This is a genomic window from Actinophytocola sp. (assembly GCF_009379765.1).
In the GTDB taxonomy this organism is placed as follows: Bacteria; Actinomycetota; Actinomycetes; order Mycobacteriales; family Pseudonocardiaceae; genus Actinophytocola.
On sequence record NZ_WHTD01000118.1, the window covers coordinates 1 to 25,432 of the forward strand.

Consider the following 25,432-nt stretch of genomic DNA (forward strand, 5'->3'; position numbering starts at 1 on the left):
CCCTCGGCCTGCCAGGACAGCCGCGCCAACCCGAACGCCGTCGCCAGCGGCGCTGCCTCCGGGGAAGCATCCTCGGGAAGCTCCACAATCGGTTCGCACATATGCTCAGTCTACCGAAGACCGTGCGCGGTTTCCGTTGTGCGGCAACGGTTTCACCCCATCGAGACAGGCACACACCCACCGTGTCCGCTCGGGCGTGTCCCGCGGATCTTGACGGGTGGATGCGGTAGACCGTGTTGGTGCTTGATCGTCACGATCTGTCCGATGAAGAGTGGGTTCGGCTGGAACCGTTGTTGCCTGACCAAACCCCTGCGACGGCGTCCCTACCGATCCCCACCCGCGCGGCCAGGGTGCGGGTGCTCCAGTGCGTCGAACCGCCCCCGGGCAGTTCTTTGTGCGTCAGACGCAGGACCTCTTCCACCACGCCCGGCGGCAGCGACGACTTCCGGCCCCCTGCCCTTCGCGATCACCCCGACCCCGTCAGTGCCCTTCTCGGTGAACCGTTTCCTCCAGCGCTCACACGGTGTCCGAATCCACCTCGCAACGACGCGCGATCTCCCCGTTCGCCACCATCACCAGCCCACAGCAACGCTCTGGCCTGAACCACCCGCCGACGCGGACGGCGCCGCGGAAGGTGTATCCCGGTCGGGCAGCCCATTCGCGTGGGGATTGTGGGGTTGACCCGTCGCCGTCGCTTGGCCCAGTAGTCGGCCAGCACGGGGAACGATCCACTTCTTCGGTTTGTCCGGTGACTGTGGCAGCCCACTTGTAGAGGAGCCGCCACAGGTAGGCGTCCAGCGTGTTGACAGGCGATGACCGCCAGCGCGTTCGATCCGCGCAGAGCGCGCATCTCGGTCGCGAGCCGTTCCCCGGAGCCGCCTGACCGCCTGCTTGCCCGGCTTGATCAGTGGCTTGCCATCGTAGCGGCGGACATTGAATCCGAGGAAGCCCACGCCTTCGGTGAGGTGCACGATCTTCGTTTTCTCCTCGTTGACGGCAAGCCCCCGGGGCGTCAGCGACTCGGCGAGCTGCGCCTTGACCTGCTCGGCCTGTTGCGGGTATGGCAGCAGACCACGACGTCGTCGGCGTACGTAGTCAAGATCGGACTGCCCACCATCACTTCTCCGGTGTGTGCGCCCTGCTGGAACGGTGCCGACCAAGATCACCACGCGCACCACCGGCCGACCCGGCAAGCGCAGCCTCGACGCTAGCTCTTCCGCAGTCCCCACGGGGAGCCGTAGTCCTTCAGCAGGTCGAGGAACGGGACGGGGTCGAAGGCCTCCGGGCCGAGGACCCCGGTCCCCGACCAGGCCCCCGACGCGAGCAGTTCCAGCGCCACCACGGGGTTGATCGCCGTCTGCCAGGCGACGGCCTGGTGGCCGTACTCACGCATCGACCACTCGTTGTCCACGACGTGGTACAGGTACACCTCGCTCGGCGCGCCCGCCGGGCCGAGGCCGCGCACCCATGTCCCGGCGCAGGTCTTGCCGGTCATCCGCGGGCCCAGGCCTGCGGGGTCGGGCAGGCACGCGGCCACGACGTCCCGCGGCGCCACCGACATGCCACCCACGGAAACCGGCGACGTCGAGTCCAGGCCCAGCTTGTGCAGGGTCCGCAGCACGTCGATGAACTCGTCGCCCAGCCCGTACTTGAACGTCACCCGGTCCGCCGTCACCCACCGGGGAATCAGCAGGACCTCCTCGTGCTCGACGTTCACGCACTCGACCTGCCCGATGCCCTCCGGGAAGTCGAAGACCTCCGGCTCGGAGAACGGCTCCGTCGTGTACCAGCCGCGGTCGCGCGACCAGATCACCGGCGGGTTCAGGCACTCCTCGATCGTGGTCCAGATGGAGAAGGTCGGGGCGAAGTCGTAGCCCTCCACCACCAGGTTCGCCCCGTCGCGCACGCCGATCTCCGAGATCGACGAGAACAGGTGGTCCGCCGCGTATCGGGCGAACACGTCCGACATCCCGGGCTCGACACCGATCCCCACCAGCGCCAGCCGGCCCGCCGAGGTCCACTCCTCCGCCGCCGCGAACTGGTCGTCGCCCAGCTTCACGCCCGTTCGGCTGTACGGGTGCGTCGGGTGCGGGGTGGACAGGGACATCGCCATGTCCAGGTAGTCCGCGCCGGCAGCGAGGGCGCCCTCGAACAGCGGCATGTCGAACCGCGGGTCGACCGCGTTCAGCACGTGCGTGATCCCTTGCGCCTGGCAGAACGCGGCGACGTCCGAAGTGGACGATGCGTCGAGCCGGGCGGAGGAGAACCTCGGGTCGGACACCGAGGCTACGGCCGCGGCCGCGCGGTCGGGAGAGTGGTCGGCCACCACATAGGACGAGAAGAACTGCCGCCGCGTCGCGATCGACACCGCGGCCGAGCCGACGCTCCCCGCGCCGACCTGCAACACCCGCATCACGAGACCCCCAACAGCCGAGCCTGCCGCCGGCTTCGCAGCCGTACGACGAGCACCAGCAGGAACGCCAGCAGGAACACCGCCGTCCCGATCACGTTGACCTGCCGCGGGATCCCGCGCTGCGCCGCGCCCCACACGTACATCGGGAACGTCACCGTGGTGCCCGAGTTGAAGTTCGTGATGATGAAGTCGTCGAACGACAGCGAGAGCGACAGCATGGCCGCGGCCGCGATGCCCGGCAGCACCAGCGGCAGCGTCACCCGACGGAACGTCTGCCACTCGTTCGCGTACAGGTCCATCGCCGCCTCCTGCAGCCGCGGGTCCAGACCGGCGAGCCGCGCCTTCACCGTGACGACGACGAAGGACAGGCAGAACAGGATGTGCGCCACCACGACGGTCCAGAACCCCAGCGGGACCTGCAGCGTGACGAACAGCGCCAGCAGCGACGAGCCCATCACGACCTCGGGCGTGGCCATCGGCAGGAAGACCAGCACGTTCGTCGGGCCGCGGCCACGGAACCGGTGGCGCGCCAGGGCGAACGCCATCAGCGTCCCGAGCACGGTCGCGACCAGCGTGGCCACCAGGGCGATCCCGACGCTCACCCGCAGCGCGTCGCCGATCCCGGCCGTGTTGAACGGATGCAGCCAGTACTCCAGCGTCCACTGGTCGGAAAGATCGTAGGACAGCCGGTTCGACGGCCGGTTCACCGACAGCAGCAGCACCACGACGATCGGCAGGAACAGGTACGCGAGCACCAGCAGCCCGATCGTCATCACCCAGTGGTCGGCCACCCAGCGCCAGAAGCGGTACACCTCAGACCACCTCCTCGGTGCCCGCCGCCCGGACGTAGGAGAACACCATCACCAGGATCGTCGCCATCAGCAGGAACGACAGCGCCGCCGCCTGCGGGTAGTCAAGCCGCACCAGGAACGCCGAGTCGATCACGTTGCCGATCATGTACTCGTTGGGCGTGCCCAGGAGCTCGGCGTTGATGTAGTCGCCGGCCGCCGGGATGAACGTGAGCAGCGTCCCGGCGATCACGCCCGGCATCGACAGCGGCAGCGTCACCTTCCGGAACGTCGCGGCCGGCTTCGCGTACAGGTCGCGCGACGCCTCCAGCAGCCGGCCGTCGAGCCGGTCCAGGCTCGCGTACAGCGGCAGCACCATGAACGGCAGGAAGTTGTACACCAGCCCGCACACCACCGCGGCCGGCGTGGCGAGCAGCCGGAAGTCGTCCGGCACGAACGGCAGGCCGCGGAAGAACCCGACCAGCCAGCCGTTGTCGGACAGGATCGACTTCCACGCGAGCGTGCGCACCAGGAACGTGGTGAAGAACGGCGCGATCACGCACACCAGCAACAGGTTGCGCCACCGGCCAGACTTCTGCGCGATCGCGTACGCGAGCGGGTAGCCGAGCACGAGGCAGATGACCGTCGCGATGCCGGCGTACACGGCCGAGCGCACCAGATGCGGCCAGTACGCCTGGATCGCCTCGAGGTAGTTGCCGACCGCGAACGCCTGCTGGTAACCGGTTTCCAGGCTGCCGGAACGGTCGTACAGGCTCGTCGCGGCCAGCTGCACCGACGGCAGGACGAAGAACAGCAGCAGCCAGAGCCCGCCGGGAAGCAGCAACAGGTACGGCGCCCAGCGCCGCCGCTTCCTGCCGGCGACCGGCTCGTCGACCGGCTCGACCTCCGGCGGGGCTCCCGGTCCGCTCGTGGCGGCGCCGACCAGAGCCGTCACGGCGCGACGCCGAGGGGATCGGCGGCGTACCGGCTGGCCTCGTCGCCCGCGCCGGCCGGCCGCGCCAGCACGAAGGAGTGCGCCGGGTACCAGTGCGCGACCACCTCCGTACCCGGCGTCATCGGTTCACCGGCCGAGGCGTTGGCCGAGAACACCGACATCTCCTGGCCCCACGGCGTGCGCAGCAGGTACTCGGTGCTCACGCCCGCGTAGCAGGTGTCGGTGAGCACCCCGCGGACCTGGTTGTGCGTCGCCGGCGGGTCCTCGCCGGGCGCGGCGAGCAGCACCTTCTCCGGGCGCACGCCCAGCCAGACCCGACCTTCGGTCGCGTGCGCGCGGCCGGCGGGTGCGGCGAACCGCTCGCCGTGCGCGGTGAGCACGAGGTCCGCACCGGACCTGCCGGAGACCTCGGCGGCGAACAGGTTGGACTGGCCGAGGAAGTTCGACACGAACGGCGAGGCCGGAAACTCGTAGATCTCCGTCGGCGCGCCCAACTGCTCGATCCGGCCGTTGTTCATCACCGCGACCGTGTCGGCCATCCACATGGCCTCTTCCTGGTCGTGGGTGACATGGAGGAACGTGGTGCCCACCTCGGTCTGGATCCGCTTCAGCTCGATCTGCATCTGCCGGCGCAGCTTCAGGTCGAGCGCACCGAGCGGCTCGTCCAGCAGCAGCACCCGCGGCTGGTTGACCAGTGCCCGGGCGAGCGCCACCCGCTGCTGCTGGCCGCCGGAGAGCTGCGCGGGCTTGCGCTGCTCGAAGCCGGAGAGCTGCACCAGGTCGAGCATCTCCGCCACCTTGGCGGCCACGTCATTCCGGCCGCGTCGGCGCAGCCCGAACGCGATGTTGTCCATGACGTCGAGGTGCGGGAACAGCGCGTAGCTCTGGAACACCGTGTTGACCGGCCGCCGGTACGGGCGCAGGTGCGTGATGGTCTCACCGCCGAGCCGGACCTCACCGGAGGTCGGCTCCTCCAGACCGGCGACCGTACGCAGCGTCGTGGTCTTGCCGCACCCGGATGCGCCGAGCAGCGCGAAGAAGGAGCCCTCGGGCACCGTCAGGCTCAGGTCGTCGACCGCGGTGAACTGTCCGAACCGCTTGGTGACGCGGTCCAGGACGAGGTCGTCGGTCATTGGCTACGCTCCGATCACCTGCTGGAACTTCTGCTCGTAGGTGCGTTCCTGGTTCTCGTCGAGTGCCATGAAGACCTTGGCGTTACTGAGCGTCGCCTCGTCCGGGAAGATGAGCGGGTTGGCGGCGAGCTCGGGATCGAGCTTCTCCATCTCGGCCTGCGCACCCTGCACCGGACAGATGTAGTTGACGTACGCGGCGAGCTCGGCGGCCACCGACGGCTCGTAGTAGTAGTCCATCAGGGCCTCGGCGTTGGCCCGGTGCGTGGCCTTGTTCGGCACCTGCATGTTGTCCGACCACAGCATGGTGCCCGACTCCGGCGTCACGAACCTGACGTTCTCGTCCTCGAAGTTGAGCTGGATGACGTCGCCGGACCAGCCGACACATGCCGCGATGTCGCCCTTGGCGAGCTCCTGGGCGTAGTCGTTGCCGGTGAACCGGCGGATCTGGCCGGACTCGGTGGCCGTGCGCAGCTCGCCGAGTGCCTCGTCGAACTGGTCCTCGGTGAAGTCGGACGGGTCGTGGCCGAGTGAGAGGAGCAGCAGGCCCATCGTGTCGCGCATCTCCGACAGCATCGTGACCTTGCCCTTGAGGTCGGGCCGAGTCAGCAGCTCGTCGATCGTGCGGATCTCCTTGGTGACCGTCGCGTTGTATGCGAGGCCCGCCAGGCCCGACTGCCACGGAACCGCGTACTCGTTCTTCTCGTCCCACGAGCGGCCTCGCAGGGACGGCAACATGTTCGCGGTGACGTTCGGGATCTTGCCGGCCTCGAGCTTCTGCACCCAGCCGAGCCGGATCAGCCGAGACGCCATCCAGTCGGTGAGGACGACGATGTCCCGGTCGATCGCCTGGCAGTCGGAGAGCTGGTTGCGCACCTTGCCGAAGAACTCGTTGTTGTCGTTGATGTCCTCCTGGTACGTGACCTGGATGCCCGACTCGGTCGAGAAGGCGTCCATGGTCGGCCGCTTCTTCTCGTCGTTCTCGTCGATGTCGATGTACAGCGGCCAGTTGGAGAACACGAGCTTCTTCTCGTCCCCCGACTTGTCCTCACTGACACAGCTCTCGGCACTCTGCTTGGTGCCCGACGTGCCGCACGCGGCGACCGCGCCGCCGGTGGCCGCGAAGGCGCCCGCCGCCAGCAATCCTCTGAGGACGGTCCGGCGGGACGTGCCCGCCGTCATCGCCCGTAGCACGGCGACCGCCCCGGGGGACGGCCGGCTGTTCGCCCTGATTCGCATGGCGACTGATACTGACACGGAGTGAGTCCCGTCACAAGGGATTCCGTTGTCACGGTCGCGCTACGCAACGAAATACGCCAGACTCACGGGCGTAACGAGGGAGGGTCCAGATGCCGGAATCCGCACCGGAGGGCCAGGCACGCAAGGTCGTCGTGCGCGAGGGCGTGCAGCACGCGCTGCTCGACGACGTCGCGAAGGGGATCATCGAGCAGCTCCAGGAGGACGGCCGGCGCCCCTACGCGACGATCGGCCGCGCGGTGGGGCTGTCCGAGGCGGCGGTGCGCCAGCGGGTCCAGCGGCTGCTCGACGCCGGGGTGATGCAGATCGTCGCGGTCACCGATCCGCTCCAGCTGGGCTTTCCCCGGCAGGCGATGGTCGGGCTGCGGACGTCGGCGGACCTGGAGGAGACCGCGGACCGGCTCGCGGCGATCGCCGAGGTCGACTACGTGGTGATCACCGCGGGCTCGTTCGACCTCCTCGTCGAGGTGGTCGCACGCAACGACGACCACCTGCTGGAGATCCTCAAGGAGATCCGCGCGGTGCCCGGGGTGACGACCACGGAGGCGTTCGTCTACCTGAAGCTGCGGAAGCAGACCTACTCCTGGGGCACGCCATGACACCGAGACGCCTCTCGGTACGAAATCCGTTGTGAAGATCGCCCTCTTCTGCGGATTCATTTGTCCGGCCACTTGTCACGAGTGGATTTGTGTGCGATAACCGTGTCATGGCCAGCATCGAGTCCCGTGCCGCCGACCACCTCTGGATGCACTTCACCCGGATGTCGTCCTACGCGGACGCGCCGGTGCCCACGATCGCCCGCGGCGAGGGCCCCTACCTGTTCGACACGAACGGAAAGCGTTACCTGGACGGGCTTTCCGGGTTGTTCGTGGTGCAGGTGGGGCACGGTCGGGAGGAGCTCGCCGAGGCCGCGGCCAAGCAGGCCCGCGAGCTCGCGTTCTTCCCGATCTGGTCCTATGCGCACCCGAAGGCGGTCGAGCTGGCGGAACGGCTGGCCGAGCTGGCGCCGGGCGACCTGAACCAGGTCTTTTTCACCACCGGCGGCTCGGAAGCGGTGGAGAGCGCGTGGAAGCTCGCCCGCGCCTACTTCAAGCTCGCCGGGAAGCCGACCAAGCACAAGGTCATCTCCCGGTCGATCGCGTACCACGGCACGTCGATGGGGGCGCTGTCGATCACCGGTCTGCCGGGGTTGAAGGCGGACTTCGAGCCGCTGGTGCCCTCGACGCTTCGGGTGCCGAACACGAACATCTACCGCGCGCCCGCCGGCACCGCGGGCCCCGACGGGACGGACGCGGAGGCGTTCGGCCGGTGGGCGGCGGACCGGATCGAGGAGGCCATCGAGTTCGAGGGCGCCGACACCGTCGCGGCGGTGTTCCTGGAGCCGGTGCAGAACGCGGGTGGCTGCTTCCCCGCGCCGCCCGGGTACTTCCAGCGAGTGCGGGAGATCTGCGACCGGCACGACGTACTGCTGGTGTCGGACGAGGTGATCTGTGCGTTCGGCAGGCTGGGTGAGTACTTCGGCGCGCAGCGCTACGGGTTCCAACCGGACATCATCACCTGCGCGAAGGGTCTGACCAGCGGCTACGTGCCGGCGGGTGCGATGCTGGTGAGCGACCGGCTGGCCGAGCCGTTCCGGCACGGCACCAACTGGTTCGCGCACGGCGTGACGTTCGGCGGGCACCCGGTGGCCTCGGCGGTGGCCCTGGCCAACCTGGACCTGTTCGTGCGCGAGGACCTGAACGCCCACGTGCGCAAGAACTCCGATCTCTTCCGGTCCTATTTGGAGCGTCTGTACGACCTGCCGATCGTCGGCGACGTTCGTGGCGACGGCTACTTCTTCGGCATCGAGCTGGTCAAGGACAAGGCGACGAAGGAGACGTTCGACGACGACGAGTCCGAGGCGCTGCTGCGTGGTTTCCTGTCGCGCGCGCTGTTCGAGAACGGGCTGTACTGCCGGGCCGACGACCGGGGCGACCCGGTGGTACAGCTCGCTCCGCCGCTGATCTGCGAGGAGGCGCACTTCGCCGAGATCGAGCAGATCCTGCGGTCGGTGCTCTCGGAGGCGTGGAGCCGGCTCTGAGCTTCTGGCTGTCCACACTGGACCTCACACCGCGGGCGCCGCTGCCCGGAGACACCTCGGTGGACGTGGCGGTCGTCGGGGCCGGGTACACCGGGCTGTGGACGGCGTACTACCTGTCGGTGGCGGACCCGTCGCTGCGGATCGCGGTCGTGGAGGCGCGGTTCGCCGGGTTCGGGGCGAGCGGGCGCAACGGCGGCTGGTGCTCGTCGCTGTTCCCGGTCTCGCCCGCGGCGCTGGCCCGCCGGCACGGCCGGGACGCCGCGCTGGCGCTGACCCGCGCCATGGAGTCCACAGTGGACGAGGTGGGCCGGGTCGCCGCGGCCGAGGGGATCGACTGCCACTTCGCCAAGGGCGGCACGGTGGTGCTCGCGCGGACACCGGTGCAGGAGGCGCGGGCGCACGAGGAGGTCGCCTCGGCCGCGTCGTTCGGCGTCGACGCGTCGTGGCTCTCCGCCGCCGAGGCGCGGGCCCGCTGCGGCGCCACGTCCGTGCGCGGCGGGGTCTACACGCCCTCCTGTGCGGCGATCCACCCGGCGCGGCTGGCCCGCGGGCTGGCCGAGGCGGTGGAACGCCGCGGGGTCACGGTGTACGAGCAGACCCGCGCCCTGTCGCTCCGCGCGGGCGCGGTGGTGACCGACCGCGGCACCGTGCGTGCCCCGGTGATCGTGCGCGCGACCGAGGGCTACACACCCGGCCTGTTCGGTCAGCGGCGAACGCTGGTGCCGCTGTACTCGTTGATGGTGGCGACCGAGCCACTGCCCGCGTCGTTCTGGGCCACGGCCGGCCTGGCCCGGCGGGAGACGTTCGCGGACTTCCGCCGGATGATCATCTACGGCCAGCGCACCGCCGATGATCGTCTCGCGTTCGGCGGCCGGGGTGCGCCGTACCACTTCGGCTCGCGGGTGGAGCCGTCGTTCGAGCGGGACGGTCGGGTCCACGCCGCGATCGAGCGGACCTTGGTGGACCTGTTCCCCGCACTGGGCCCGAAGCCGCCGGTCACCCACCGCTGGGGCGGCCCGCTCGGCGTGCCCCGCGACTGGACCGCGTCGGTCGGCTTCGACCGCCGGGCGGGCCTGGCCTGGGCCGGCGGCTACGTGGGTGACGGGGTCGGCACGTCGAACCTGGCCGGCCGCACCCTGGCCGACCTGGTCACGGGGACGGCCGGCGAGCTGACGAGGCTGCCGTGGGTGGGCCACCGCTCCCGCCGCTGGGAGCCGGAACCGTTGCGCTGGCTGGGCATCAACGCGGGTTTGCGCGTGATGTCGGTGGCCGACACCCGCGAGGACCGCACCGGCCGCCCCTTCCGCCCGGCGGCACTGTTCACCCGCTTCCTGGGCGAGTGACCCCGGTTTGTCCACAGCCGCGCCGACGAAGCCCGAAACTGTCGGTCCCCCCGAATAGACTGGAACGCGGGGGGCCCCCGCGAGTCCGGAGCTGTCCACAGGCTTGATCGACTTCGGACGGGATTGTCGGTGCCCGCCGGTAGCATGGATTTCGGGGGCCGGAGGTCGCGCCCCAGTCCGGAGGTCGCGCCCCAGTCCGGAGGTCGCGCCCCAGTCCGGAGGTCGCGCCCCAGTCCGAAGACCGCGCCTCAACCGACCACCGGCGAGCTGGTCCTCGCGCGCTTCAGTTCGTAGAAGCCCTCGGTGCCGGCCACCAGCAGCACGCCGTCCCAGAGGCGGCCGGCGGCCTCGCCGCGCGGGGTCGGGGTCACGACCGGGCCGAAGAACGCGTGCACCGTCGCGTCGGGCAGCGTCACGTGGATCGCCGGGGTGCCCAGGTCCTCGCCCACCGGGTCCAGGCCCGCGTGGTTGCCCGCCAGCAGCGCCTCGTCCAGCTCGGGCGTGAACGCCGCGTCGGCGAGGTCCGGTGGCAGGCCCACCTCGGCGAGCGCGTCGACGTACAGCTCGCGCCCCAGCGGCAGCTTCTCCAGGTGGATCCGGTTCCCCAGCGCCGTGTACACCGCCCGCACCTCCGCCGGGCCGAACCGCCGCTCGACCGCCTTCGCGACGCGCGCGGGGCCCCAGCCCTCGTCCAGCCACTCGCGGTACCACTCCTCCACCTCCCGCCCCTCGTTGAGGACCGACAGGCTCAGCACGTGGAACCGCACTTCCACCTCCCGCACCCGCTCCACCTCGAGCAACCACCTCGACGAGATCCACGCCCACGGGCACTTCGGGTCGAACCACATGTCCACCGTCGTCATGCCCGACACGCTAGAACCCCCGATCGGCCGAGCCACAGAGCCAATCCCGCCGCCACACCACTGGGCCAATCGGCACGTCCGCGCCGCCACCCGGCGCGGCTCGCCGGCGCGATCCGATCGCCGTTAACGTACGTCCGTGGACCACGTGGACCGAGTGCACGGCCAGTGGGCCGGCGACCGGACCCGGACATCTCGCCCGTGGCGGTGACCGGCCGATGTTGCAGGTGTGTCTGAACGGGCCCCGGTCCAAGGCCGACTTCGCCGCGCTTCCCGTGTCCCCGGCCGAGCTCGCGGCCGAGGCGATGGCCGCGGTGGCGGCCGGCGCGGAGGAGATCCACCTTCATCCGAAGTCCGCGGACGGGACCGACACGCTGGAGCCGGCGGCCGTCGCGGCCGCGGTCGAGGAGGTCCGCGCGGCCGTGCCCGGCATCCGGGTCGGCGTCACGACCGGGGCGTGGGCCGAGCCCGACCCGGCCCGGCGGGCAGGGCTGGTCGAGCGCTGGACCGTGCTGCCCGACCACGCGTCGGTCAACTGGCACGAGGACGGCGCCGAGCAGGTGGCCCGGGCGCTGCTCGACCGCGGCGTCGGGATCGAGGCGGGGATCTTCTCCGGCCGCGGTGTGGCCGGCCGGTTCCTGGTGTCGCCGCTCGCGCCGCGGGTGTTGCGCGTGCTCGCCGAGATCACGGCCCCGGACCCGACGACGGCGACCGACGACGCCAGAGCGCTGGTGGCCGAACTGGCCCAGGGCCCGACGCCGATCCTGCTGCACGGTGAGGACGCCTGCGCCTGGCCGGTGCTCGCGCTGGCCGGCGAGCTGGGCCTGGACACCCGGATCGGTCTGGAGGACGTGCTGACCTTGCCGGACGGCACCGTCCCGGCGAACAACGCCGACCTGATCCGCGCGGCCACCCGGACGCTCGCTCGCTGACCAGCCGCGCCGTGGTGGGTCCGGGCGGTCGGCGGGGCGCTGCCGCCGGCCGCGATCACCGTTGTGACGCTCCGCGTTCGGCGCCCGGGCCGCTGACCAGCAGTGTTGCATGTGGGCCAAGTTCGAGGCAGGATCTGCCGGGTTATCTGCCGTTGAGGTGGAAGGTTCCTGTGCACGATCAGACCGCGCAGGTCGACGATCTACGACTCGTCGCGCTGCCCAGCGCCGTTAACTGCGCCGACCTCTTCGTGCGCTTCACGTTGACCGAGTGGCACGTGCCATCGATGCTCGATGACGTGGCGGATACGGCCAAGAAACTGGTACACGCCGTCATCGGCAGCGTCGTGCACGGCACGCCGCCGACCATGATGACCGTCCGGCTGCGACTACGCGGCGACGCGGTGGCCATCGAGGTCGAGGACGACCGGCCGACGCCCAAGCTGGCGGTGCCGAGGAGCTTGGCCGGCAAGAGAAGCGGCGTGACCACGATGGGCCGGGGTCGCCAGCTCATCTGGTGCGAGCTGCCCCTGCCGACCGGCATGGACGCGACGGTGGTGCCGCTGCCGCGCCGCGGCACCACTCGTGCCGCCCCGCGACGCTCCGCCGAGATCGACGACGCGGCCGACCTCAACAACACCGTGATGCAACGCATCCTGGACGGCCTCCGCAAGGACGACCCGACCATCTGAGTGTTCTCAGTGGACCAACCGCACCAGGGCCGTAGCCGTCCGACGTGTCCAGAACGACATCCCGCGACGCCGTCGCACCTGCCAGCCAGACCGGTCTCAACGGATAAATCTGCGGAACATGCAAATTTGCGGGACGCGCATGTTTGACTGTAGGGTAGCCGGGTGAGCGGTTTGCGGGAGCGGAAGAAGCTGCGGACGCAGGAGGCCCTGAGCTGGGCGGCCCTGCGGCTGACGGTCGAACGCGGGCTCGAGCACGTGCTCGTCGAGGACATCGCGGCCGAGGCCGGAGTCTCGCCGCGCACGTTCAACAACTACTTCTCCAGCAAGGCCGAGGCCATCGCCTGGCGGCATCTCAACCGGGCCCGCCAGGCGGCCGACCTCATCCGGGAACGGCCCGGCGCCGAGCCGCTCTGGGAGTCGATCACCCAGGCCGTCCTCCAGCACGCGGGCGGCGAGCACCGGCAGCCGGATCCACAGTGGACAGCCGGGGTGCGGATCATGCTGGCCGAGCCCGCACTGTTCGGCGAGTACCTCAAGGCCAACGCCAAGGCCGCGGAGGAGGTCACGGTCGCCATCGCGGAGCGGACCGGCACCAACGCCACCGACATGTACCCCAGGCTCGTGGCCGCCGCGGTCATGGCGGCCAACCAGGCCGCCATCGAGCAGTGGGTCAACGCGGACCCGCCGGTGCCGCTCCTGCCGCTGCTCACCGAAGCGGTCAACCAGTTCGCCGCGGGGCTGCCCGACCCGTCGGCCTAGCGCATAGTCCACCACAACCCGCCGCGCCACAACGGTTCGGCGGCGTAAGGAGGCGTCCTCATGCCCGACGATGTCGTGATCATCGGCGGCGGTCCCAACGGCCTGCTGCTCGCCTGCGAGCTCGCCCTGGCCGGCGTCCGGCCGACGGTCCTCGAACGGTTCCCGGGAACGGCCGACGCTGCCCAAGGCCAACGGCCTCGTCGGCCGGGTCGTCCAGGCCATGGACTACCGCGGCCTGCACGAGCGGCTCAGCGGCGCCGCCGAACCCCCGATCAGGATGCCGGGCTTCCAGTTCGGCGCCCTGCCCCTCGATCTGTCCACACTGGACAGTCATGACCTGTTCGTTCTCCCGATCCCCCAGCGGCGGCTGGAGGAGCTGTTGGAGGATCGGGCACGGTCGCTCGGCATCCTGGTGCGTCGCGGCCAGGAAGTGACCACTGTTCGACAGGGTTCCGACGAGGTTACCGCCGAAGTCCGCGGTCCGGAGGGAACGTACGAGGTCAGCGCCCGGTACCTCGTCGGTGCCGACGGCGGGCAGAGCGTCGTCCGCAAGCAGAGCGGCATCGACTTCCCCGGCATCACCGACGAGGACATGCCGCTGGCCGAGCTGCGGGACGCGGTCAAGCGGGTGCTCGGCGCGGAGCTGCCGATGAGCGAGCCGCCCGGCGCGCACCCGGCGTTGCGTCGCACGGCCGGCATCAACTCCCGGCAGGCCGACCGCTACCGGCAGGGCCGGGTGTTCCTGGTCGGCGACGCCGCACACGTCCACAGTGGAGTCGGCGGTCCCGGCCTCAACCTCGGCCTGCAGGACGTGCTCAACCTCGGTTGGAAGCTCGCCGCCGCGGTGCACGGGTGGGCGCCGCCGGGTCTGCTCGACACCTACGAGGCCGAGCGTCACCCGGTCGGCGAGCGCGTGATCATGCACACCCGCGCGCAGCTGGCCCTGCTCCAACCGGGCCCGAACACCACGGCGCTGCGCGAGCTGATGACCGAGCTGCTCGCCGACCAGGGCAACCGCAGGCACCTCGCCGACCTCATGGCCGGCGCCGACATCCGTTACGGCACAACGGACACGCACCCGATGGCCGGTCGCTGGATGCCGGACCTGGCCCTGCGCGACGGGTCCAGGGTCGCCGAGCTGCTCCGTCCTGGCCGTCCCGTCCTGCTCGACCTGGGCGCGGGCGTCGCGGCCGCGACGTGGACGGAGTGGGCAGACCGGGTCGACACCGTCGTCACCACCGCCGACACGCCCGTGAAGGCCGTGCTGATCCGGCCGGACGGCTACGTCGCGTGGGCCACGAACGGCAGCACCGACGGCGGCACCGACGGGCTGCGGGAGGCGCTGACGGAGTGGTTCGGTCAGGCGGGCCCGCGCCGGAGCTTGACCCGGTAGGAGTAGTGCTCGGGCAGGAAGTAGCTGGTCGCGAGCTCGACGAGCCGCCCGGCGGTGTCGACGTAGCTGCGGTCCACGCGCAGCAGCGGGTCACCGGGGCGGCCGTCGAGCGACAGTGCCACCGGGTCGCTCGCGGCGACCGCGGTGATGCTCTGCTCGGCCTCGGCGACGGAGCTGCCGGTATGCGTGTCGATCATGCCGATGACGGTGACCTCGCTCAGCGCACCAGGCGTCGACAGCGCCGGCAGCTCGGCGAGCACCATGCCGATGTCCGGCGGCAGGTACACCGTCGTCAGGCAGAACGCGACATCGTTGTGCAGGCGGCGGAACACGATCCGGTACACGACGTCGCTGTCCAACCGCAGCCTGCTCGCCGCGTCGATGTCGACCTGGCGGCGCAGCGGCGTGATCACCTCGAGCTTCGTGTCGAGCGACAGGCCCATCAGGTCCTCGACGGACCCGAACTGGCGCAGGTACTGCCCGCCGCGTGGCGCGGCGAACGTGCCCCGGCCGGGCACCCGCCGCACCATGCCCTCGCTGACGAGGTCGTGGAACGCGCGCCGCACGGTCTGCCGCGACACCCGGTACTCGGTCGCGAGCTCGGCCTCGGTGGGCAGCCGCGCACCGTCGGCGTACCGGCCCTGCAGGATCGCCCCGCGCAGGGTCCTGGCGAGCATCGCGTAGGCCGCCTCGGTGCGCACCGACGTCACAGGCCTCTCGCGACCAGCTGCGCGGCGATGACGTTGCGCTGGATCTCGTTGGTGCCCTCACCGACGATCATCAGCGGCGCGTCCCGGAAGTAGCGCTCGACGTCGAACTCGGTGGAGTAGCCGTAGCCGCCGTGGACGCGCACCGCGTTCAGGGTGATCTCCATGGCGGCCTCGGAGGCGAACAGCTTCGCCATGCCGGCCTCCATGTCGCAGCGCTCTCCCGCGTCGTAGCGCTCCGCGGCGAGCAGCACGAGCTGGCGCGCGGCGGTGTACTTCGTCGCCATGTCGGCCAGGTAGTTGCCGATCGACTGGTGCTTCCAGATCGGTTTGCCGAAGGCCTCCCGTTCCTGGGCGTAGCGCAGCGCGTCGTCCAGCGCGGCGCGGGCGACGCCGAGCGCGCGGGACGCGACCTGGATGCGGCCGATCTCCAGGCCCTTCATCATCTGCGCGAACCCGTGGCCCTCCGCGCCGCCGAGCAGCGCGTCCACCGGCGCCCGGTGGTCCACGAAGGACAGCTCGCAGCTCTCGATGCCCTTGTAGCCCAGCTTGGGCAGGTCGCGCGAGACGGTGAGGCCGGGACCGTGCTCGACGAGCAGGATGCTGATGCCGGCGTGCCGCGGGGTGGCGTTCGGGTCGGTCTTGCACAGCAACGCGATCAGCTGCGAGCGGCGGGAGTTGGTGATCCACGTCTTGGTGCCGTTGACGACGTAGCCGTCCGCGTCCCGGCGAGCGACCGTGGTGAGTGCCTGCAGGTCCGAGCCGCCGCCGGGCTCGGTGAGCGCCATCGTCGCGCGGATCTCGCCGGTGGCCATCCGCGGCAGGTAGTGCCGCTTCTGCTCCTCGGTACCGAACCGGCCGATGAGCTTGGCGACGACGGTGTGCCCGCCCATCGCGCCGGCGAGGCTCATCCAGCCGCGCGCGAGCTGCTCGGTGACGGCGACGTAGCAGGCGGCGGACACGGCGACCTCGCCGTAGGGTTCCGGGATCGCGAGGCCGAAGATGCCGAGCCGCTTCATCTGCTCGATCAGCTTCTCCGGGTAGGTGTCGCCGTGCTCGAGCTCGCGCGCGACGGGCCGGACGTCGCGGTCGACGAAGTCCCGCACGGTGTCGACGATGCTCTGTTCCTCTTGGCTCAGCATGGTTTTCCTGTCAGACGGCATTGGTGGCGCGGAGCTCGGCGATGTCGGCGTCGGTGCGGCCGAGCGCGCGCAGGATAGGGTCGGTGTGCTCGCCGACAGCGGGGACCGGGCTCATCGCCGCCTCGACGCCGTCGATGCTCGCCGGTGGCAGCAGGGCCTCGATGTCGCCGCCCGGGCTGCCGACCGTGCGCCAGCGGTCGCGCTCGGCGAGGACCGGGTGGTCGAGGAACTCCTGGACCGAGTTGACGCGTCCACTTGCGACACCGGCCTTCGCCAGCAGTGCCAGCGCGGCCTTCGTGTCGAGCGCACGGAACCTGTGCGAGATCAGCTCGTTGAGTGCCGCGCGGTTGGCGACACGGGCCGAGTTGGTGGCGAACCGCGGGTCGTGTGCGGTGTCCGGGTCGTCGAGCAGCAGGCGGCACAGCGCCTCCCACTCGCGCTCGTTCTGCACGACCAGCACGACGGTGTCGCCGTCGCCTGTGGGATACGGGCCGTACGGGGCGATGGTCGCGTGCTGCGCGCCCACCCGATCGGGTTGGCGTTCGCCGTAACGGGTGTAGTAGGCGGGCGACCCCATCCATTCGGCGAGTGCCTCGAACAGCGACACCTCGATCGCCGTGCCCGCACCGGTGCTCGCGCGCTGCAACAGTCCGGTGAGGACACCGGAGTAGGCGTACATGCCGGCGGCGATGTCGGCGACCGAGATGCCGACCTTGGCCATGTCGCCGGGCGTCCCGGTGAGCGAGACGAGCCCGGTCTCGCACTGGACGAGCAGGTCGTAGGCCTTGCGGTGAGCCCACGGGCCGGTGCTGCCGTAGCCGGAGATGGTGCAGTGCACGAGCCTCGGGTAGCGCTCCCGCAGGGGTGTGGCGTCGACCCTCAGCCGGGCGGCGGCGCCGGGGCCGAGGTTGTGCACGAACACATCGGCCTCGGCGAGGAGCTCGTGCAGGATCCCTTGTCCGGCCGGTTGTTTGACGTCGAGGGTGAGTGACTGTTTGGACCGGTTCAGCCAGACGAAGTAGCTGGACTGGCCGAGCACGGACTCGTCGTAGCGGCGGGCGAAGTCGCCGCCGCCGGGCCGCTCGATCTTGATCACCCGCGCGCCGAGGTCCGCGAGCTGGCGGGTGGCGTAGGGCGCGGCGACGGCCTGTTCGAGGCTGACCACGGTGATCCCGTCGAGCGGCCTCATGCTGTTGCCTCGTGGCAAGTCTCGTCGCGGGCCTCGTATCGGGCCTCGTCTCGGCGGGCCAGGAGCGCGCCGGCGCCGTCCCAGTCGAGCGTGGCCAGGTCCTCGGCGCCGCGGGCCGCGAGCTTCTCCCGGAGTTCCGCGCCGGTGGGCGGTCGCCGCGGTGAGCCGGGCGGCTGGTCGAGGTCGGCGGTGTACTCGGTGCCGTCGGCCGTGGTCAGCTCGATCGCCACGGCGCCGTTGAGCAGGCCTTCGCCGCCGGGTTCCGTTCGCACGTCCACCATGGTCGTCAGTCGCTGGGCCTCAGGGCGGGTGACCGCCTCGTCGGTGAAGCTCGCGAAGCCCGGGTGGTCGTCGAGCAGCGCCGCGGCGACCGCGTACTCGAGACTGAACTTGCCCTGCAGGCCGGTGGTCGGGCGGCGGTGGATGAGCGGCTGGACACTCGACGCGGGTGTGCGGACCACCACGCGGCGGACCTGGTCGGGGTCGAGGCGTGGGAGGGCCTCGCGGATCGCGCTGATCGGGCGCTGGAGGGCGTAGCAGCACGGAAAGAGCTTGATCGCGAGCCCGCCCGGGACGGCCGGGCCGCCGAGGTCCAGGCTCGCGGGGTTGCCGCCCACCAGCTCCGGCCACTGGTCCAGGGCGGTCGGGTCGGCCGTCGCGCCGGCCGCGGCGAGCCGGGCGGCGCGGACCCCGGCGTCAGCGGCGAGGCCGACCTGCAGGGCCTCGCCGTCCGAGCCGAACGCCCGCTGGACACCGCCCGCCTGCGGGACGGCGAGCGCGATGGCGTGCGCGGTCTGCTGTTCGGAGAGCCCGAGGGCCGTCGCCGCGGCGACGGCCGCGGCCGGGGCGCCCGCGGTGCAGGTGATGTGCCAGCCGCTCGCGTAGTGGGCCCAGCCGAGCGCGGTGCCGAGCCGGGCCATCACGCCCGCGCCTGCGAGGTAGGCGGGCGCGCCACCCGCGGTGGCGAGGGTGGCCGGGACGCAGACGACGCTGATGTGCGCGGTGGACGGCAGGTGCAGGTCGTCGAAGTCGAGGACGTGGCCGACCGCGGCCCAGCGCGCCGCGTCGGGCAGGCCGGAGGTGAGCGTGCGCATGCGGCTGTCCCGGGCGGCGAGCGTCACCGCCACCGTGTCGAGCAACGCGCGCCGCGCCAGTTCCAGGTCCGCGTCGGTCGGCCGGAACTCGTGTGCCCACGAGGCCAGCCGTTCGGCGGTCGAGGTCATCCGGGTCCCCTTGTCCGTCGAAATGTACGGCCAATATCACTCTCCATTGTCCTTGGTGTCAAGGTCGCCCTAAGGTGACGTGCATGATATGGCCGGATAAATCGGAGGGCCCGTACTTCGACGAGCTGTCGGTCGGCGACCGCTTCGACGGCGCGCCCGGGGTGACGCTCACCGAGGGGCACGCGGCGGCGCACCAGGCGGTGCTGGGTGACCGGCTGCGGCTGCCGCTCGACCACGCCTTGGCCGCATCGGTCGCTCCTGGTGGGCCACCCGCGCATCCGGCGCTGGCCTGGGATGTCGCGATCGGACAGTCCACTGTGGTCACCCAGCACGTGCGGGCGAACCTGTTCTACCGCGGGCTGGCGTTCCGCCGGTACCCGGTCATCGGCGACACGCTGCGCACGGTCACCGAGGTGGTCGGGCTGCGGGAGAACACTCGGAAGCCGGACCGCGCGCCGACCGGGCTGGCCGCGCTGCGGATCACGACGGTGGACCAGTCGGCCCGGCCGGTGCTGGACTTCTGGCGCTGCGCGATGCTGCCGCTGCTGCCGCTGCGTTCCCCCTCACCGACCGGCCACCGCGACGACCTGTCGACGCTGGGTGCCGCTGCCGCTCCTCCCCCACCGCTCGACGGGTGGGACCTCGCGCGGTTTCGCGAGCAGGTGCCGGGCGAGCACTTCGCAGACATGGCCGTGGGCCGGTCGTGGGAGGTGGTCGGCGCGGACGTCGTGTCCTGCGCGCCGGAGCTGGCCCGGCTGACCGTCAACACGGCGATGGCCCACCACGACGCGCGGTCGGCCGGCGGGCGGCGCCTGGTTTACGGCGGGCACACGATCGGCGTCGCGCTGGCGCAGGCGTGCCGGGCGATCCCGAACATCGTGACGGTGGCGAGTTGGGCGTCCTGCGACCACACCGGCCCGGTTCACGAGGGTGACTCGCTGTCCAGCCGGGTCGAGGTGACGGGTGTGGACCCGCTGCCGTCCGGTGGCCTGGTGTCGTTGCGGTCCATTGTGGAGGCAGCGGAACGCCCCGTCCTGGACTGGCGGTTCACGGTGGTGCTGGCATGAGCAAACCAACCAACGCAACCACCCTCCTTCGCGCGAATGCCGTCCACGCCGAGCGGAGCGAGGCATGTGCCACAGCATGAGCAAACCAACCAACCCAACCACCCTCCTTCGCGCGAATGGCGTCCACGCCGAGCGGAGCGAGGCATGTGCCACGGCATGAGCAGACTGACCAAACCAACCACCTTGCTTCGCGCGAATGCCGTCCACGCCGAGCGGAGCGAGGCAGGTGTTACAGCATGAGCCTCGCGGCGGCAAGGACTCTGCTGTTCGTGCCCGGCGACCGCCCGGACCGGTTCGCCAAGGCCGCGGCATCGGGCGCCGACGCCGTGGGTGATCGACCTGGAGGACGCGGTGGCACCGGCGGCCAAGGACGCGGCCCGCGCCCACGCGGTGTCCTGGCTGACGGCCGGCAACTCGGCCGTGGTCCGGATCAACGCGGTGGGAACCCCGTGGCACGGGGCCGATGTGGCGGCACTGGCCGCCCTGGCCCCGGCGATCATGCTCCCGAAGGCCGAACGCGCGGCGGACCTCGCGCTGGGCCCCGCCGTGATCCCGCTGGTGGAGACCGCGGCCGGCGTGACGGCGGCGGCCGAGCTGTGCGCGGCCCGGGGTGTGGTGCGCCCGGCGTTCGGCAGCATCGACCTGGCCGCACAGCTCGGCGTCGACCCGAGCTCGCACACCGCGCTGCTCCACGCCCGGTCGGCCCTGGCCCTGGCGGCCGCCGCGGCGGGCTGCGCGCCGCCGGTCGACGGCGTGACGGCGGCGCTGGACGACCCCGATGCCCTGCGCCGGGATACGGAGCACGCGGTGGAGCTGGGCTTCACGGGCAAGCTGTGCGTCCACCCGAGACAGATCGCCCCGGTGCACGAGGCGCTCCGCCCGTCGGAGGCGGAGCTGGCCTGGGCACGGCGGGTGCTGACCGCGGCCACCGACGGCTCCGCGATCGCGGTGGACGGCCACCTGGTCGACCGCCCGGTCCTCCAACGCGCCGAACGCCTCCTGAACCGCGCCCGGCACTGACGGCGGCCTCCGGCCCCGGTATCCATCTAGGGTCTTGAGTCGCGCATACGTTGGCGTCGCGGTCACGGATTGTAGGTTGTGGTGACCACGGTGGAGACCACGCCCGCGAACGCGACGCTGCTCAAGCATCCCCGGTTCCCGCCTACTGCCAACGACTCAGCGACTCAGCGACTCAGGACACCAGGGCGCAACCCCGACAGTCCCGCCCGACCGCGCGGCCCGTGGACAGTCGCCGGTTGTCCACAGGACCGCAGGCGCGGACCCGAAAGTGTCGGTGCCCACCGGGTAGGCAAAGCCTCATTTGTAGACATTTGGCCACAATCGACCGCGCTTCGAACCTGCGTTCCCCCACTATACGGTCGATAACCGGCTGAACGCGCCGAACTCGTCACGACGCAACGGCTCTACGCGGAAGCGGATTCGTTGGAGACATACTGCACGTGCGGGATGGCGAGCTGCCACAGCCGATCCCGAATCGCGCGGCAATACTTCACGATCGTCGGGTCAACCGTGGACGCCCCGCCAGCGAACCGGCCGCCCGGCTCGAACACGGTGAACACCACACGATCATCATCGAGCAGCCAAAAATCATCGGCCGGTAGATCGGCAGCGTTCACCAAGTGCCGGGGAAGCCACCTGATGTCCTCTCCCGCAGCGATATTGTGCGGGGCGATCGTGAGACCCCACCGGGTGTAGTCCACATGCGGCACAGTGACAACCCGTACCCGATGGATGCGCTTGCCCGCCCGCGTGACCTCTCGCACCAGGCCAAGCCACGGCCCATGCCAGGAAAGATCATCAGGCTGACCCGTCAGAAACGTATGAAACGGGCCAGCCTCCTCCGGGGTGTGGTAGCTGTCCTGCACCTCCAGGTGAAACGCACGATCGGTGAAGGTACGGAACAGTCCATCAAACGCCTCTCCCTGTAGGAACTCCACCGAACCAAACCTCTTCCTTCATCGCTACTTCCACGCACGTCTCGTGCCCAGGAATGTCCATCTGCGACAACGCTTCACCGTCGGTCACCGGCGTGCCCGAGAGTGTGAAACTGCCACGCCCAGTGTCATCGAACGCCGCACCCACATAGGTGGCCGGCTCCACGAACGCCAACAACCGATGCGGAATCTCCACGCTGTGCTGGTTGGAGGGCGACGACGAGCTGTTCGTACTGCCGGACAGGCAGCAACACGTCAGTGTCACGCCGCCGATGCCTGCCCACGGCCGCCCTGCTCATCCGGTCTGCGCGCGAACTGCGTAGCGAACCGAGCGGCAGCTCGGGTCCGACGCCGTTCCCTGAGTGCATCCGAGACCAGCCACCAGGTCGCCCAGAGAAGGAGCGCCCAGAACGGCGACCCGGCCAGCAGTACTGTCCATACGCTGTCCAATGGCTCACCGCGCCTGCCCGCCGTCGCCGTCCATGACCAGGCGGTCGTACGGGATGCCATCTCCGTACTTGGCGAGCACCTTGCAGATGGCCTTGATGCGTCCCGGCCGCATCGGCTCGATGCCGTTGATCACGTTGCGCATGGTTCCCTCGGGGATGGTGTCCTCTCCGAGCACGCTGCACTCCTCGGCCAGCCGACCGATCGACCAGTTGTGGTCTTCGAGCCAAGTGCGGATCAGCTCCCGCTTGATCTTCGGCATGGTTCAGCTCTCCTCGTCCCTGGCACTGCGAATCAGGGGCGGCGGGTTGCCGTGCTGGTCACGCCGGCTGGCTCGGGCCCGCAGGCCGTCGGCGACCTCGGCGACTTGCTCAGCCAGCGCCCGCTCATCGTCGGTGCTCAGCGGCTCAGCCCGTCCCGCGTCGGCATCGAGGAAGCGCAGGACGTAGCGGCCGAGCTGGTTGTTGACACTCGTTACCTCGGCAATGAGCACGTTGTCTTGGTGGGCTGCCTCATCGAGGGGTGGGATGGTGTTCATCAGGGCCCCTCAGACGGCCTGGGCGTGGAGCCTCGGTAGATCGGCCTTCGGGTCGTCCGGGATCGGGAGCGCAGCAGTTCGTTGGCGAGCTGGACGAACCGCTCCAGTGCCAACCGCTCGAACAGCACGTTCGCCCCGTCGTTGAGATCGCCGAACACGACGTGGACGTCGCCGTCGCCGGTGAACTCGCCGTGCATACGGCAGTCCTCGGGGATGTCAAGCCAGACGGACTTCTCCGGCGGGTTGGAGCTCATGCCAGCTGCTCCGCGGCCTGGTCGAGTTCGGCCCGCTCGCGGGCGTCCCACTCGGCCTCTTCCTTGGCGGCCAAGGCGTCCATCTCGGCCAACGCCTTGCCGCCGAGCTCGAGGAACTTCCGGAGCGCTTCGGCATCGAAGAAGAACTCGAACGGCTGTGCTTTGCCGCTCGCCGTGACGTAGACGCCATCGCTGCCGTTGACGCTGTACTTGATGTCGCAGCCCTCATGGATACCGACCCATGAGTTGACGACCAAGGTGCCGTACATGGTCGTACTTCCCCCCGTTTCGCGTTGATGGAGGCGGCAGAGCCGGAGGAGAACGTGGTTCAGGCTCCGGCCCTGCCGCTGCTTGCAGCTCGATGCCGAGGCGGCAGGCCCAGACAACCGGCGCGAGAGGCCAGGTTGTCCGAGCCCGCCGCAGCCACCGAGAAGGTTCATTCGGTGACCATGCGGGACCCCACGTGAAGCGCTCGGCACACAGCTGCCCGGTCGACCGCCGCCGGCGCCTGCCGTTGGAGCGGTGCCTCCACACGGCGCAGCAGACGACGGCCCCGCCACCAGGCGGCGCAGGCCGGACAACTACGGTGAGCTTTCACGGTGAGATCCTGTCGTCGTGCGAGCGATGTCACCGTAACATTTCATCGAGACGTGCTGCTGGTCCAATCGTGTGAACCGTAGGATGTTACGGAGAGATACCATTGAACGAGCGGCGACCGCGCCGCCGTCTCGGTTCTCGCATGGGAAGCTGATCGACATGCCAACGCCAACGGTGCTGCAGCTTCAGCTCGGCAAAGAACTCAAGCGGCTTCGCGAAGCCCGCGGCTGGACGCTGGCCGAAGCCGTCGAGGTGTTGGGCAACAAGGACACCAAGCTGTCGCGCCTGGAGAACGGCCAGTCCAGCGTTCGGACGCTGGACATCCGCGTGCTGTACGAAACTCTCGGCGCAACCAAGGAAGAAACGGCCTGGGCGCTGGAGACCGCCAAGCACTGCAACCAGCGTGGCCGCTGGTCGGGCTACCGCTCGATCTACGGCAAGTTCTTCCGCATGGCCGTCGACCTCGAAGAAGACGCCAGCATCATCAACCACTACCAGAGCGAGATGATCCCCGGCCTACTCCAGACCGAGGCCTACATCCGAGCAGTCTTCTCCGCCAGCGGCCCGCAGCTCACCGACCAGACGCTGGAGATGGCGCTCAAGGCACGCACCGAGCGCCAGCAAGTGCTCACGAAGTTGGACGCTCCACAGATCGGCTTCGTCATGTCGGAATCAGCCGTCCTTCGGATGGTCGGTGATGAGACTGTCATGCGCGACCAACTCCGGTATGTCGCCGAGGTGGCCGAACTACCGAACGTCCACCTGCAGGTGCTGCCGTTCAAGGCACGCACCTACCCGCCGGGCTGCTTGTTCCCGTTCACCATGTTCCGCATCCCGTCACCCGGCAAGTCCGGCCCGCTGGAGTACGTCTACCTCGAAGATTACGACGACGGGCGTTATCGGGACGACCACGAGTCGGTCGAGACCTACAGTAACTTGTGGCAGCGGTTCGTCGGAGCGGCCCTGGACCCGGTGCAGTCCAGAGAGCTGCTGCTCCGGCTGGCCGACAGCTACTGACCCAGCAAGGAGCAACCAGCCATGACCCGGGCCACGTTCACACAGTGGCGCACGTCCTCATACAGCACAGGCAACCCCAACAACTGTGTCGAGGTCGGCGCCGCTCCCCACCAGCGCGCAGTACGCGACACCAAGCTCGGGCCGTCCAGCCCGACGCTCGTCTTCTCGTCGGACAACTGGGAAACGTTCACCAACACGGCGAAGCGGGACGAGTTCGTACTTCCCCGTTGAGATAGGTTTTGTCATGACAAGTGCGGTCCCGTCATGGGGCCGCACTTGTTTGTGTCGACCGCACGTTGACCAAGCCAACTCCAAGCTCCGCAGACGACAGGCGGTGAGCGTACCTCTGCCGAGCCCAAATACACCTGTTTGCCACCGCGCTAGAGCTTGAACCGCAGAGACATGCGACTAAAGTGGACAAGATCGTAGTGACGGCAAGGCTCAGGCTGGTGGAGGTCCATCGATGATCGACATGTCGACATGGGATGAGCTAGTCGCCGACGTCGTCGATGAGTTGCACCTCGACCCGAACAATGTGCGCATTGAACTGCCCGACGCCCCAATGCCGCTAACTTAGGTGCTGTGGGGTTATGATCTTGGTTGTGGCGAGAGTGGGACAGCAGGTCAAGGTGGGTACGCAGGTTCGGTTGCCGGATCTGGTCGGGGTCGGGGTGCTGACTGCGGCGTTCCCGCCGGA

28 protein-coding genes are annotated in these 25,432 nt (G+C 69.8%); 13 read left to right on the plus strand and 15 right to left on the minus strand.

What is annotated here, in order from left to right:
- Window positions 1-812 precede the first annotated feature (812 nt).
- Window positions 813-1,211 (plus strand): hypothetical protein, encoded by a 399-nt coding sequence (locus GEV28_RS29340; RefSeq protein WP_291415695.1) that lies wholly within the window; start codon window positions 813-815, stop codon window positions 1,209-1,211.
- Here GEV28_RS29340 and GEV28_RS29345 read toward each other — a convergent pair.
- From GEV28_RS29345 to GEV28_RS29365, 5 genes are read right to left on the minus strand one after another with little or no spacing between them, the layout of a single operon-like run.
- On the minus strand, window positions 1,208-2,413 hold the full coding sequence (locus GEV28_RS29345; RefSeq protein ID WP_291415696.1) for a saccharopine dehydrogenase C-terminal domain-containing protein: 1,206 nt from the start codon (window positions 2,411-2,413) through the stop codon (window positions 1,208-1,210). The genes GEV28_RS29340 and GEV28_RS29345 overlap by 4 nt on opposite strands.
- Window positions 2,413-3,225, minus strand: a complete 813-nt coding sequence (locus tag GEV28_RS29350) for an ABC transporter permease (protein WP_291415697.1) — start codon at window positions 3,223-3,225, stop codon at window positions 2,413-2,415. Before GEV28_RS29350 ends, GEV28_RS29345 begins: the two co-directional genes overlap by 1 nt.
- A gap of 1 nt (window position 3,226) precedes the next feature.
- A complete protein-coding gene (locus GEV28_RS29355; protein WP_291415698.1) occupies window positions 3,227-4,156 on the minus strand; it encodes an ABC transporter permease in 930 nt (309 codons plus the stop codon).
- On the minus strand, window positions 4,153-5,289 hold the full coding sequence (locus GEV28_RS29360; RefSeq protein ID WP_291415699.1) for an ABC transporter ATP-binding protein: 1,137 nt from the start codon (window positions 5,287-5,289) through the stop codon (window positions 4,153-4,155). The genes GEV28_RS29355 and GEV28_RS29360 overlap by 4 nt, the downstream gene beginning before the upstream one ends.
- Window positions 5,290-5,292: 3 nt before the next feature.
- Window positions 5,293-6,525, minus strand: coding sequence for a spermidine/putrescine ABC transporter substrate-binding protein (locus tag GEV28_RS29365; RefSeq protein WP_291415700.1), 1,233 nt, complete (start codon window positions 6,523-6,525; stop codon window positions 5,293-5,295).
- 110 nt (window positions 6,526-6,635) lie between these two features.
- Between GEV28_RS29365 and GEV28_RS29370 the strand changes: the two genes are divergently transcribed.
- From GEV28_RS29370 to GEV28_RS29380, 3 genes are all read left to right on the plus strand, one after another.
- A complete protein-coding gene (locus tag GEV28_RS29370) occupies window positions 6,636-7,142 on the plus strand; it encodes an Lrp/AsnC family transcriptional regulator (RefSeq protein ID WP_291415701.1) in 507 nt (168 codons plus the stop codon).
- Window positions 7,143-7,249: 107 nt separating this feature from the next.
- A complete protein-coding gene (locus GEV28_RS29375) occupies window positions 7,250-8,623 on the plus strand; it encodes an aspartate aminotransferase family protein (protein WP_291415702.1) in 1,374 nt (457 codons plus the stop codon).
- A complete protein-coding gene (locus GEV28_RS29380; RefSeq protein ID WP_291415703.1) occupies window positions 8,608-9,966 on the plus strand; it encodes an FAD-binding oxidoreductase in 1,359 nt (452 codons plus the stop codon). Before GEV28_RS29375 ends, GEV28_RS29380 begins: the two co-directional genes overlap by 16 nt.
- Window positions 9,967-10,214: 248 nt before the next feature.
- On the opposite strand, the gene GEV28_RS29385 is transcribed toward GEV28_RS29380, so the two are convergent.
- Window positions 10,215-10,829 carry a disulfide bond formation protein DsbA gene (locus GEV28_RS29385; RefSeq protein WP_291415704.1) on the minus strand — a complete coding sequence of 205 codons (615 nt, stop codon included), beginning with the start codon at window positions 10,827-10,829 and terminating at the stop codon, window positions 10,215-10,217.
- Window positions 10,830-11,044: 215 nt separating this feature from the next.
- On the opposite strand from GEV28_RS29385, the gene GEV28_RS29390 reads away from it, so the two are divergent.
- The 5 genes from GEV28_RS29390 to GEV28_RS29405 all read left to right on the plus strand — a co-directional run bounded on the left by GEV28_RS29390 (window position 11,045) and on the right by GEV28_RS29405 (window position 14,599).
- A complete protein-coding gene (locus GEV28_RS29390; RefSeq protein WP_291415705.1) occupies window positions 11,045-11,758 on the plus strand; it encodes a 3-keto-5-aminohexanoate cleavage protein in 714 nt (237 codons plus the stop codon).
- A 170-nt stretch (window positions 11,759-11,928) separates the two neighbouring features.
- Window positions 11,929-12,447 (plus strand): ATP-binding protein, encoded by a 519-nt coding sequence (locus tag GEV28_RS29395; protein WP_291415706.1) that lies wholly within the window; start codon window positions 11,929-11,931, stop codon window positions 12,445-12,447.
- Between the two features lie 162 nt (window positions 12,448-12,609).
- On the plus strand, window positions 12,610-13,206 hold the full coding sequence (locus GEV28_RS29400) for a TetR/AcrR family transcriptional regulator (RefSeq protein WP_291415707.1): 597 nt from the start codon (window positions 12,610-12,612) through the stop codon (window positions 13,204-13,206).
- A gap of 60 nt (window positions 13,207-13,266) precedes the next feature.
- Window positions 13,267-13,542, plus strand: a complete 276-nt coding sequence (locus GEV28_RS42635; RefSeq protein ID WP_367115215.1) for an FAD-dependent oxidoreductase — start codon at window positions 13,267-13,269, stop codon at window positions 13,540-13,542.
- On the plus strand, window positions 13,427-14,599 hold the full coding sequence (locus GEV28_RS29405) for an FAD-dependent monooxygenase (RefSeq protein WP_367115216.1): 1,173 nt from the start codon (window positions 13,427-13,429) through the stop codon (window positions 14,597-14,599). Before GEV28_RS42635 ends, GEV28_RS29405 begins: the two co-directional genes overlap by 116 nt.
- Here the strand turns inward: GEV28_RS29405 and GEV28_RS29410 are convergent.
- From GEV28_RS29410 to GEV28_RS29425, 4 genes are read right to left on the minus strand one after another with little or no spacing between them, the layout of a single operon-like run.
- Window positions 14,566-15,309 carry a GntR family transcriptional regulator gene (locus tag GEV28_RS29410; protein WP_291415708.1) on the minus strand — a complete coding sequence of 248 codons (744 nt, stop codon included), beginning with the start codon at window positions 15,307-15,309 and terminating at the stop codon, window positions 14,566-14,568. The two genes, GEV28_RS29405 and GEV28_RS29410, sit on opposite strands and share 34 nt — an antisense overlap.
- On the minus strand, window positions 15,306-16,448 hold the full coding sequence (locus tag GEV28_RS29415) for an acyl-CoA dehydrogenase family protein (protein ID WP_291415709.1): 1,143 nt from the start codon (window positions 16,446-16,448) through the stop codon (window positions 15,306-15,308). The genes GEV28_RS29410 and GEV28_RS29415 overlap by 4 nt, the downstream gene beginning before the upstream one ends.
- Window positions 16,449-16,458: 10 nt before the next feature.
- Window positions 16,459-17,637 (minus strand): CaiB/BaiF CoA-transferase family protein, encoded by a 1,179-nt coding sequence (locus GEV28_RS29420; RefSeq protein ID WP_291415710.1) that lies wholly within the window; start codon window positions 17,635-17,637, stop codon window positions 16,459-16,461.
- Entirely contained in the window at window positions 17,634-18,860 is a 1,227-nt protein-coding gene (locus GEV28_RS29425) for an MmgE/PrpD family protein (RefSeq protein WP_291415711.1), read from the minus strand. Before GEV28_RS29425 ends, GEV28_RS29420 begins: the two co-directional genes overlap by 4 nt.
- A gap of 83 nt (window positions 18,861-18,943) precedes the next feature.
- On the opposite strand from GEV28_RS29425, the gene GEV28_RS29430 reads away from it, so the two are divergent.
- Both GEV28_RS29430 and GEV28_RS29435 read left to right on the plus strand, forming a co-directional pair.
- Entirely contained in the window at window positions 18,944-19,927 is a 984-nt protein-coding gene (locus GEV28_RS29430; RefSeq protein ID WP_291415712.1) for a MaoC family dehydratase, read from the plus strand.
- Between the two features lie 330 nt (window positions 19,928-20,257).
- Complete coding sequence (locus GEV28_RS29435; protein WP_367115217.1) at window positions 20,258-20,947, plus strand: CoA ester lyase; 690 nt, start codon at window positions 20,258-20,260, stop codon at window positions 20,945-20,947.
- Window positions 20,948-21,351: 404 nt separating this feature from the next.
- Here the strand turns inward: GEV28_RS29435 and GEV28_RS29440 are convergent, their stop codons facing one another.
- From GEV28_RS29440 to GEV28_RS29460, 5 genes are all read right to left on the minus strand, one after another.
- On the minus strand, window positions 21,352-21,885 hold the full coding sequence (locus GEV28_RS29440; RefSeq protein ID WP_291415713.1) for a DUF6879 family protein: 534 nt from the start codon (window positions 21,883-21,885) through the stop codon (window positions 21,352-21,354).
- 451 nt (window positions 21,886-22,336) lie between these two features.
- On the minus strand, window positions 22,337-22,591 hold the full coding sequence (locus GEV28_RS29445; RefSeq protein ID WP_291415714.1) for a helix-turn-helix transcriptional regulator: 255 nt from the start codon (window positions 22,589-22,591) through the stop codon (window positions 22,337-22,339).
- Between the two features lie 3 nt (window positions 22,592-22,594).
- Window positions 22,595-22,867, minus strand: coding sequence for a hypothetical protein (locus tag GEV28_RS29450; protein WP_291415715.1), 273 nt, complete (start codon window positions 22,865-22,867; stop codon window positions 22,595-22,597).
- Entirely contained in the window at window positions 22,867-23,121 is a 255-nt protein-coding gene (locus GEV28_RS29455; protein WP_291415716.1) for a hypothetical protein, read from the minus strand. Before GEV28_RS29455 ends, GEV28_RS29450 begins: the two co-directional genes overlap by 1 nt.
- Window positions 23,118-23,390, minus strand: coding sequence for a hypothetical protein (locus tag GEV28_RS29460; RefSeq protein WP_291415717.1), 273 nt, complete (start codon window positions 23,388-23,390; stop codon window positions 23,118-23,120). The genes GEV28_RS29455 and GEV28_RS29460 overlap by 4 nt, the downstream gene beginning before the upstream one ends.
- A gap of 487 nt (window positions 23,391-23,877) precedes the next feature.
- Between GEV28_RS29460 and GEV28_RS29465 the strand changes: the two genes are divergently transcribed.
- The gene (locus GEV28_RS29465; RefSeq protein WP_291415718.1) at window positions 23,878-24,735 is read left to right on the plus strand and encodes a helix-turn-helix transcriptional regulator; all 858 of its coding nucleotides are present in this window, start codon (window positions 23,878-23,880) and stop codon (window positions 24,733-24,735) included.
- 21 nt (window positions 24,736-24,756) lie between these two features.
- Window positions 24,757-24,966, plus strand: coding sequence for a DUF397 domain-containing protein (locus GEV28_RS29470; RefSeq protein ID WP_291415719.1), 210 nt, complete (start codon window positions 24,757-24,759; stop codon window positions 24,964-24,966).
- Window positions 24,967-25,432 lie beyond the last annotated feature (466 nt).

Bases quoted from the DNA above. Each gene is read 5' to 3' on its own strand.
- GEV28_RS29340 (WP_291415695.1), top strand. From the start codon at position 813: ATGACCGCCAGCGCGTTCGATCCGCGCAGAGCGCGCATCTCGGTCGCG.
- GEV28_RS29345 (WP_291415696.1), bottom strand. From the start codon at position 2,413: ATGCGGGTGTTGCAGGTCGGCGCGGGGAGCGTCGGCTCGGCCGCGGTG.
- GEV28_RS29360 (WP_291415699.1), bottom strand. From the start codon at position 5,289: ATGACCGACGACCTCGTCCTGGACCGCGTCACCAAGCGGTTCGGACAG.
- GEV28_RS29365 (WP_291415700.1), bottom strand. From the start codon at position 6,525: ATGCGAATCAGGGCGAACAGCCGGCCGTCCCCCGGGGCGGTCGCCGTG.
- GEV28_RS29370 (WP_291415701.1), top strand. From the start codon at position 6,636: ATGCCGGAATCCGCACCGGAGGGCCAGGCACGCAAGGTCGTCGTGCGC.
- GEV28_RS29375 (WP_291415702.1), top strand. From the start codon at position 7,250: ATGGCCAGCATCGAGTCCCGTGCCGCCGACCACCTCTGGATGCACTTC.
- GEV28_RS29385 (WP_291415704.1), bottom strand. From the start codon at position 10,829: ATGACGACGGTGGACATGTGGTTCGACCCGAAGTGCCCGTGGGCGTGG.
- GEV28_RS29390 (WP_291415705.1), top strand. From the start codon at position 11,045: ATGTTGCAGGTGTGTCTGAACGGGCCCCGGTCCAAGGCCGACTTCGCC.
- GEV28_RS42635 (WP_367115215.1), top strand. From the start codon at position 13,267: ATGCCCGACGATGTCGTGATCATCGGCGGCGGTCCCAACGGCCTGCTG.
- GEV28_RS29405 (WP_367115216.1), top strand. From the start codon at position 13,427: ATGGACTACCGCGGCCTGCACGAGCGGCTCAGCGGCGCCGCCGAACCC.
- GEV28_RS29415 (WP_291415709.1), bottom strand. From the start codon at position 16,448: ATGCTGAGCCAAGAGGAACAGAGCATCGTCGACACCGTGCGGGACTTC.
- GEV28_RS29420 (WP_291415710.1), bottom strand. From the start codon at position 17,637: ATGAGGCCGCTCGACGGGATCACCGTGGTCAGCCTCGAACAGGCCGTC.
- GEV28_RS29425 (WP_291415711.1), bottom strand. From the start codon at position 18,860: ATGACCTCGACCGCCGAACGGCTGGCCTCGTGGGCACACGAGTTCCGG.
- GEV28_RS29430 (WP_291415712.1), top strand. From the start codon at position 18,944: ATGATATGGCCGGATAAATCGGAGGGCCCGTACTTCGACGAGCTGTCG.
- GEV28_RS29445 (WP_291415714.1), bottom strand. From the start codon at position 22,591: ATGCCGAAGATCAAGCGGGAGCTGATCCGCACTTGGCTCGAAGACCAC.
- GEV28_RS29450 (WP_291415715.1), bottom strand. From the start codon at position 22,867: ATGAACACCATCCCACCCCTCGATGAGGCAGCCCACCAAGACAACGTG.
- GEV28_RS29455 (WP_291415716.1), bottom strand. From the start codon at position 23,121: ATGAGCTCCAACCCGCCGGAGAAGTCCGTCTGGCTTGACATCCCCGAG.
- GEV28_RS29460 (WP_291415717.1), bottom strand. From the start codon at position 23,390: ATGTACGGCACCTTGGTCGTCAACTCATGGGTCGGTATCCATGAGGGC.
- GEV28_RS29465 (WP_291415718.1), top strand. From the start codon at position 23,878: ATGCCAACGCCAACGGTGCTGCAGCTTCAGCTCGGCAAAGAACTCAAG.
- GEV28_RS29470 (WP_291415719.1), top strand. From the start codon at position 24,757: ATGACCCGGGCCACGTTCACACAGTGGCGCACGTCCTCATACAGCACA.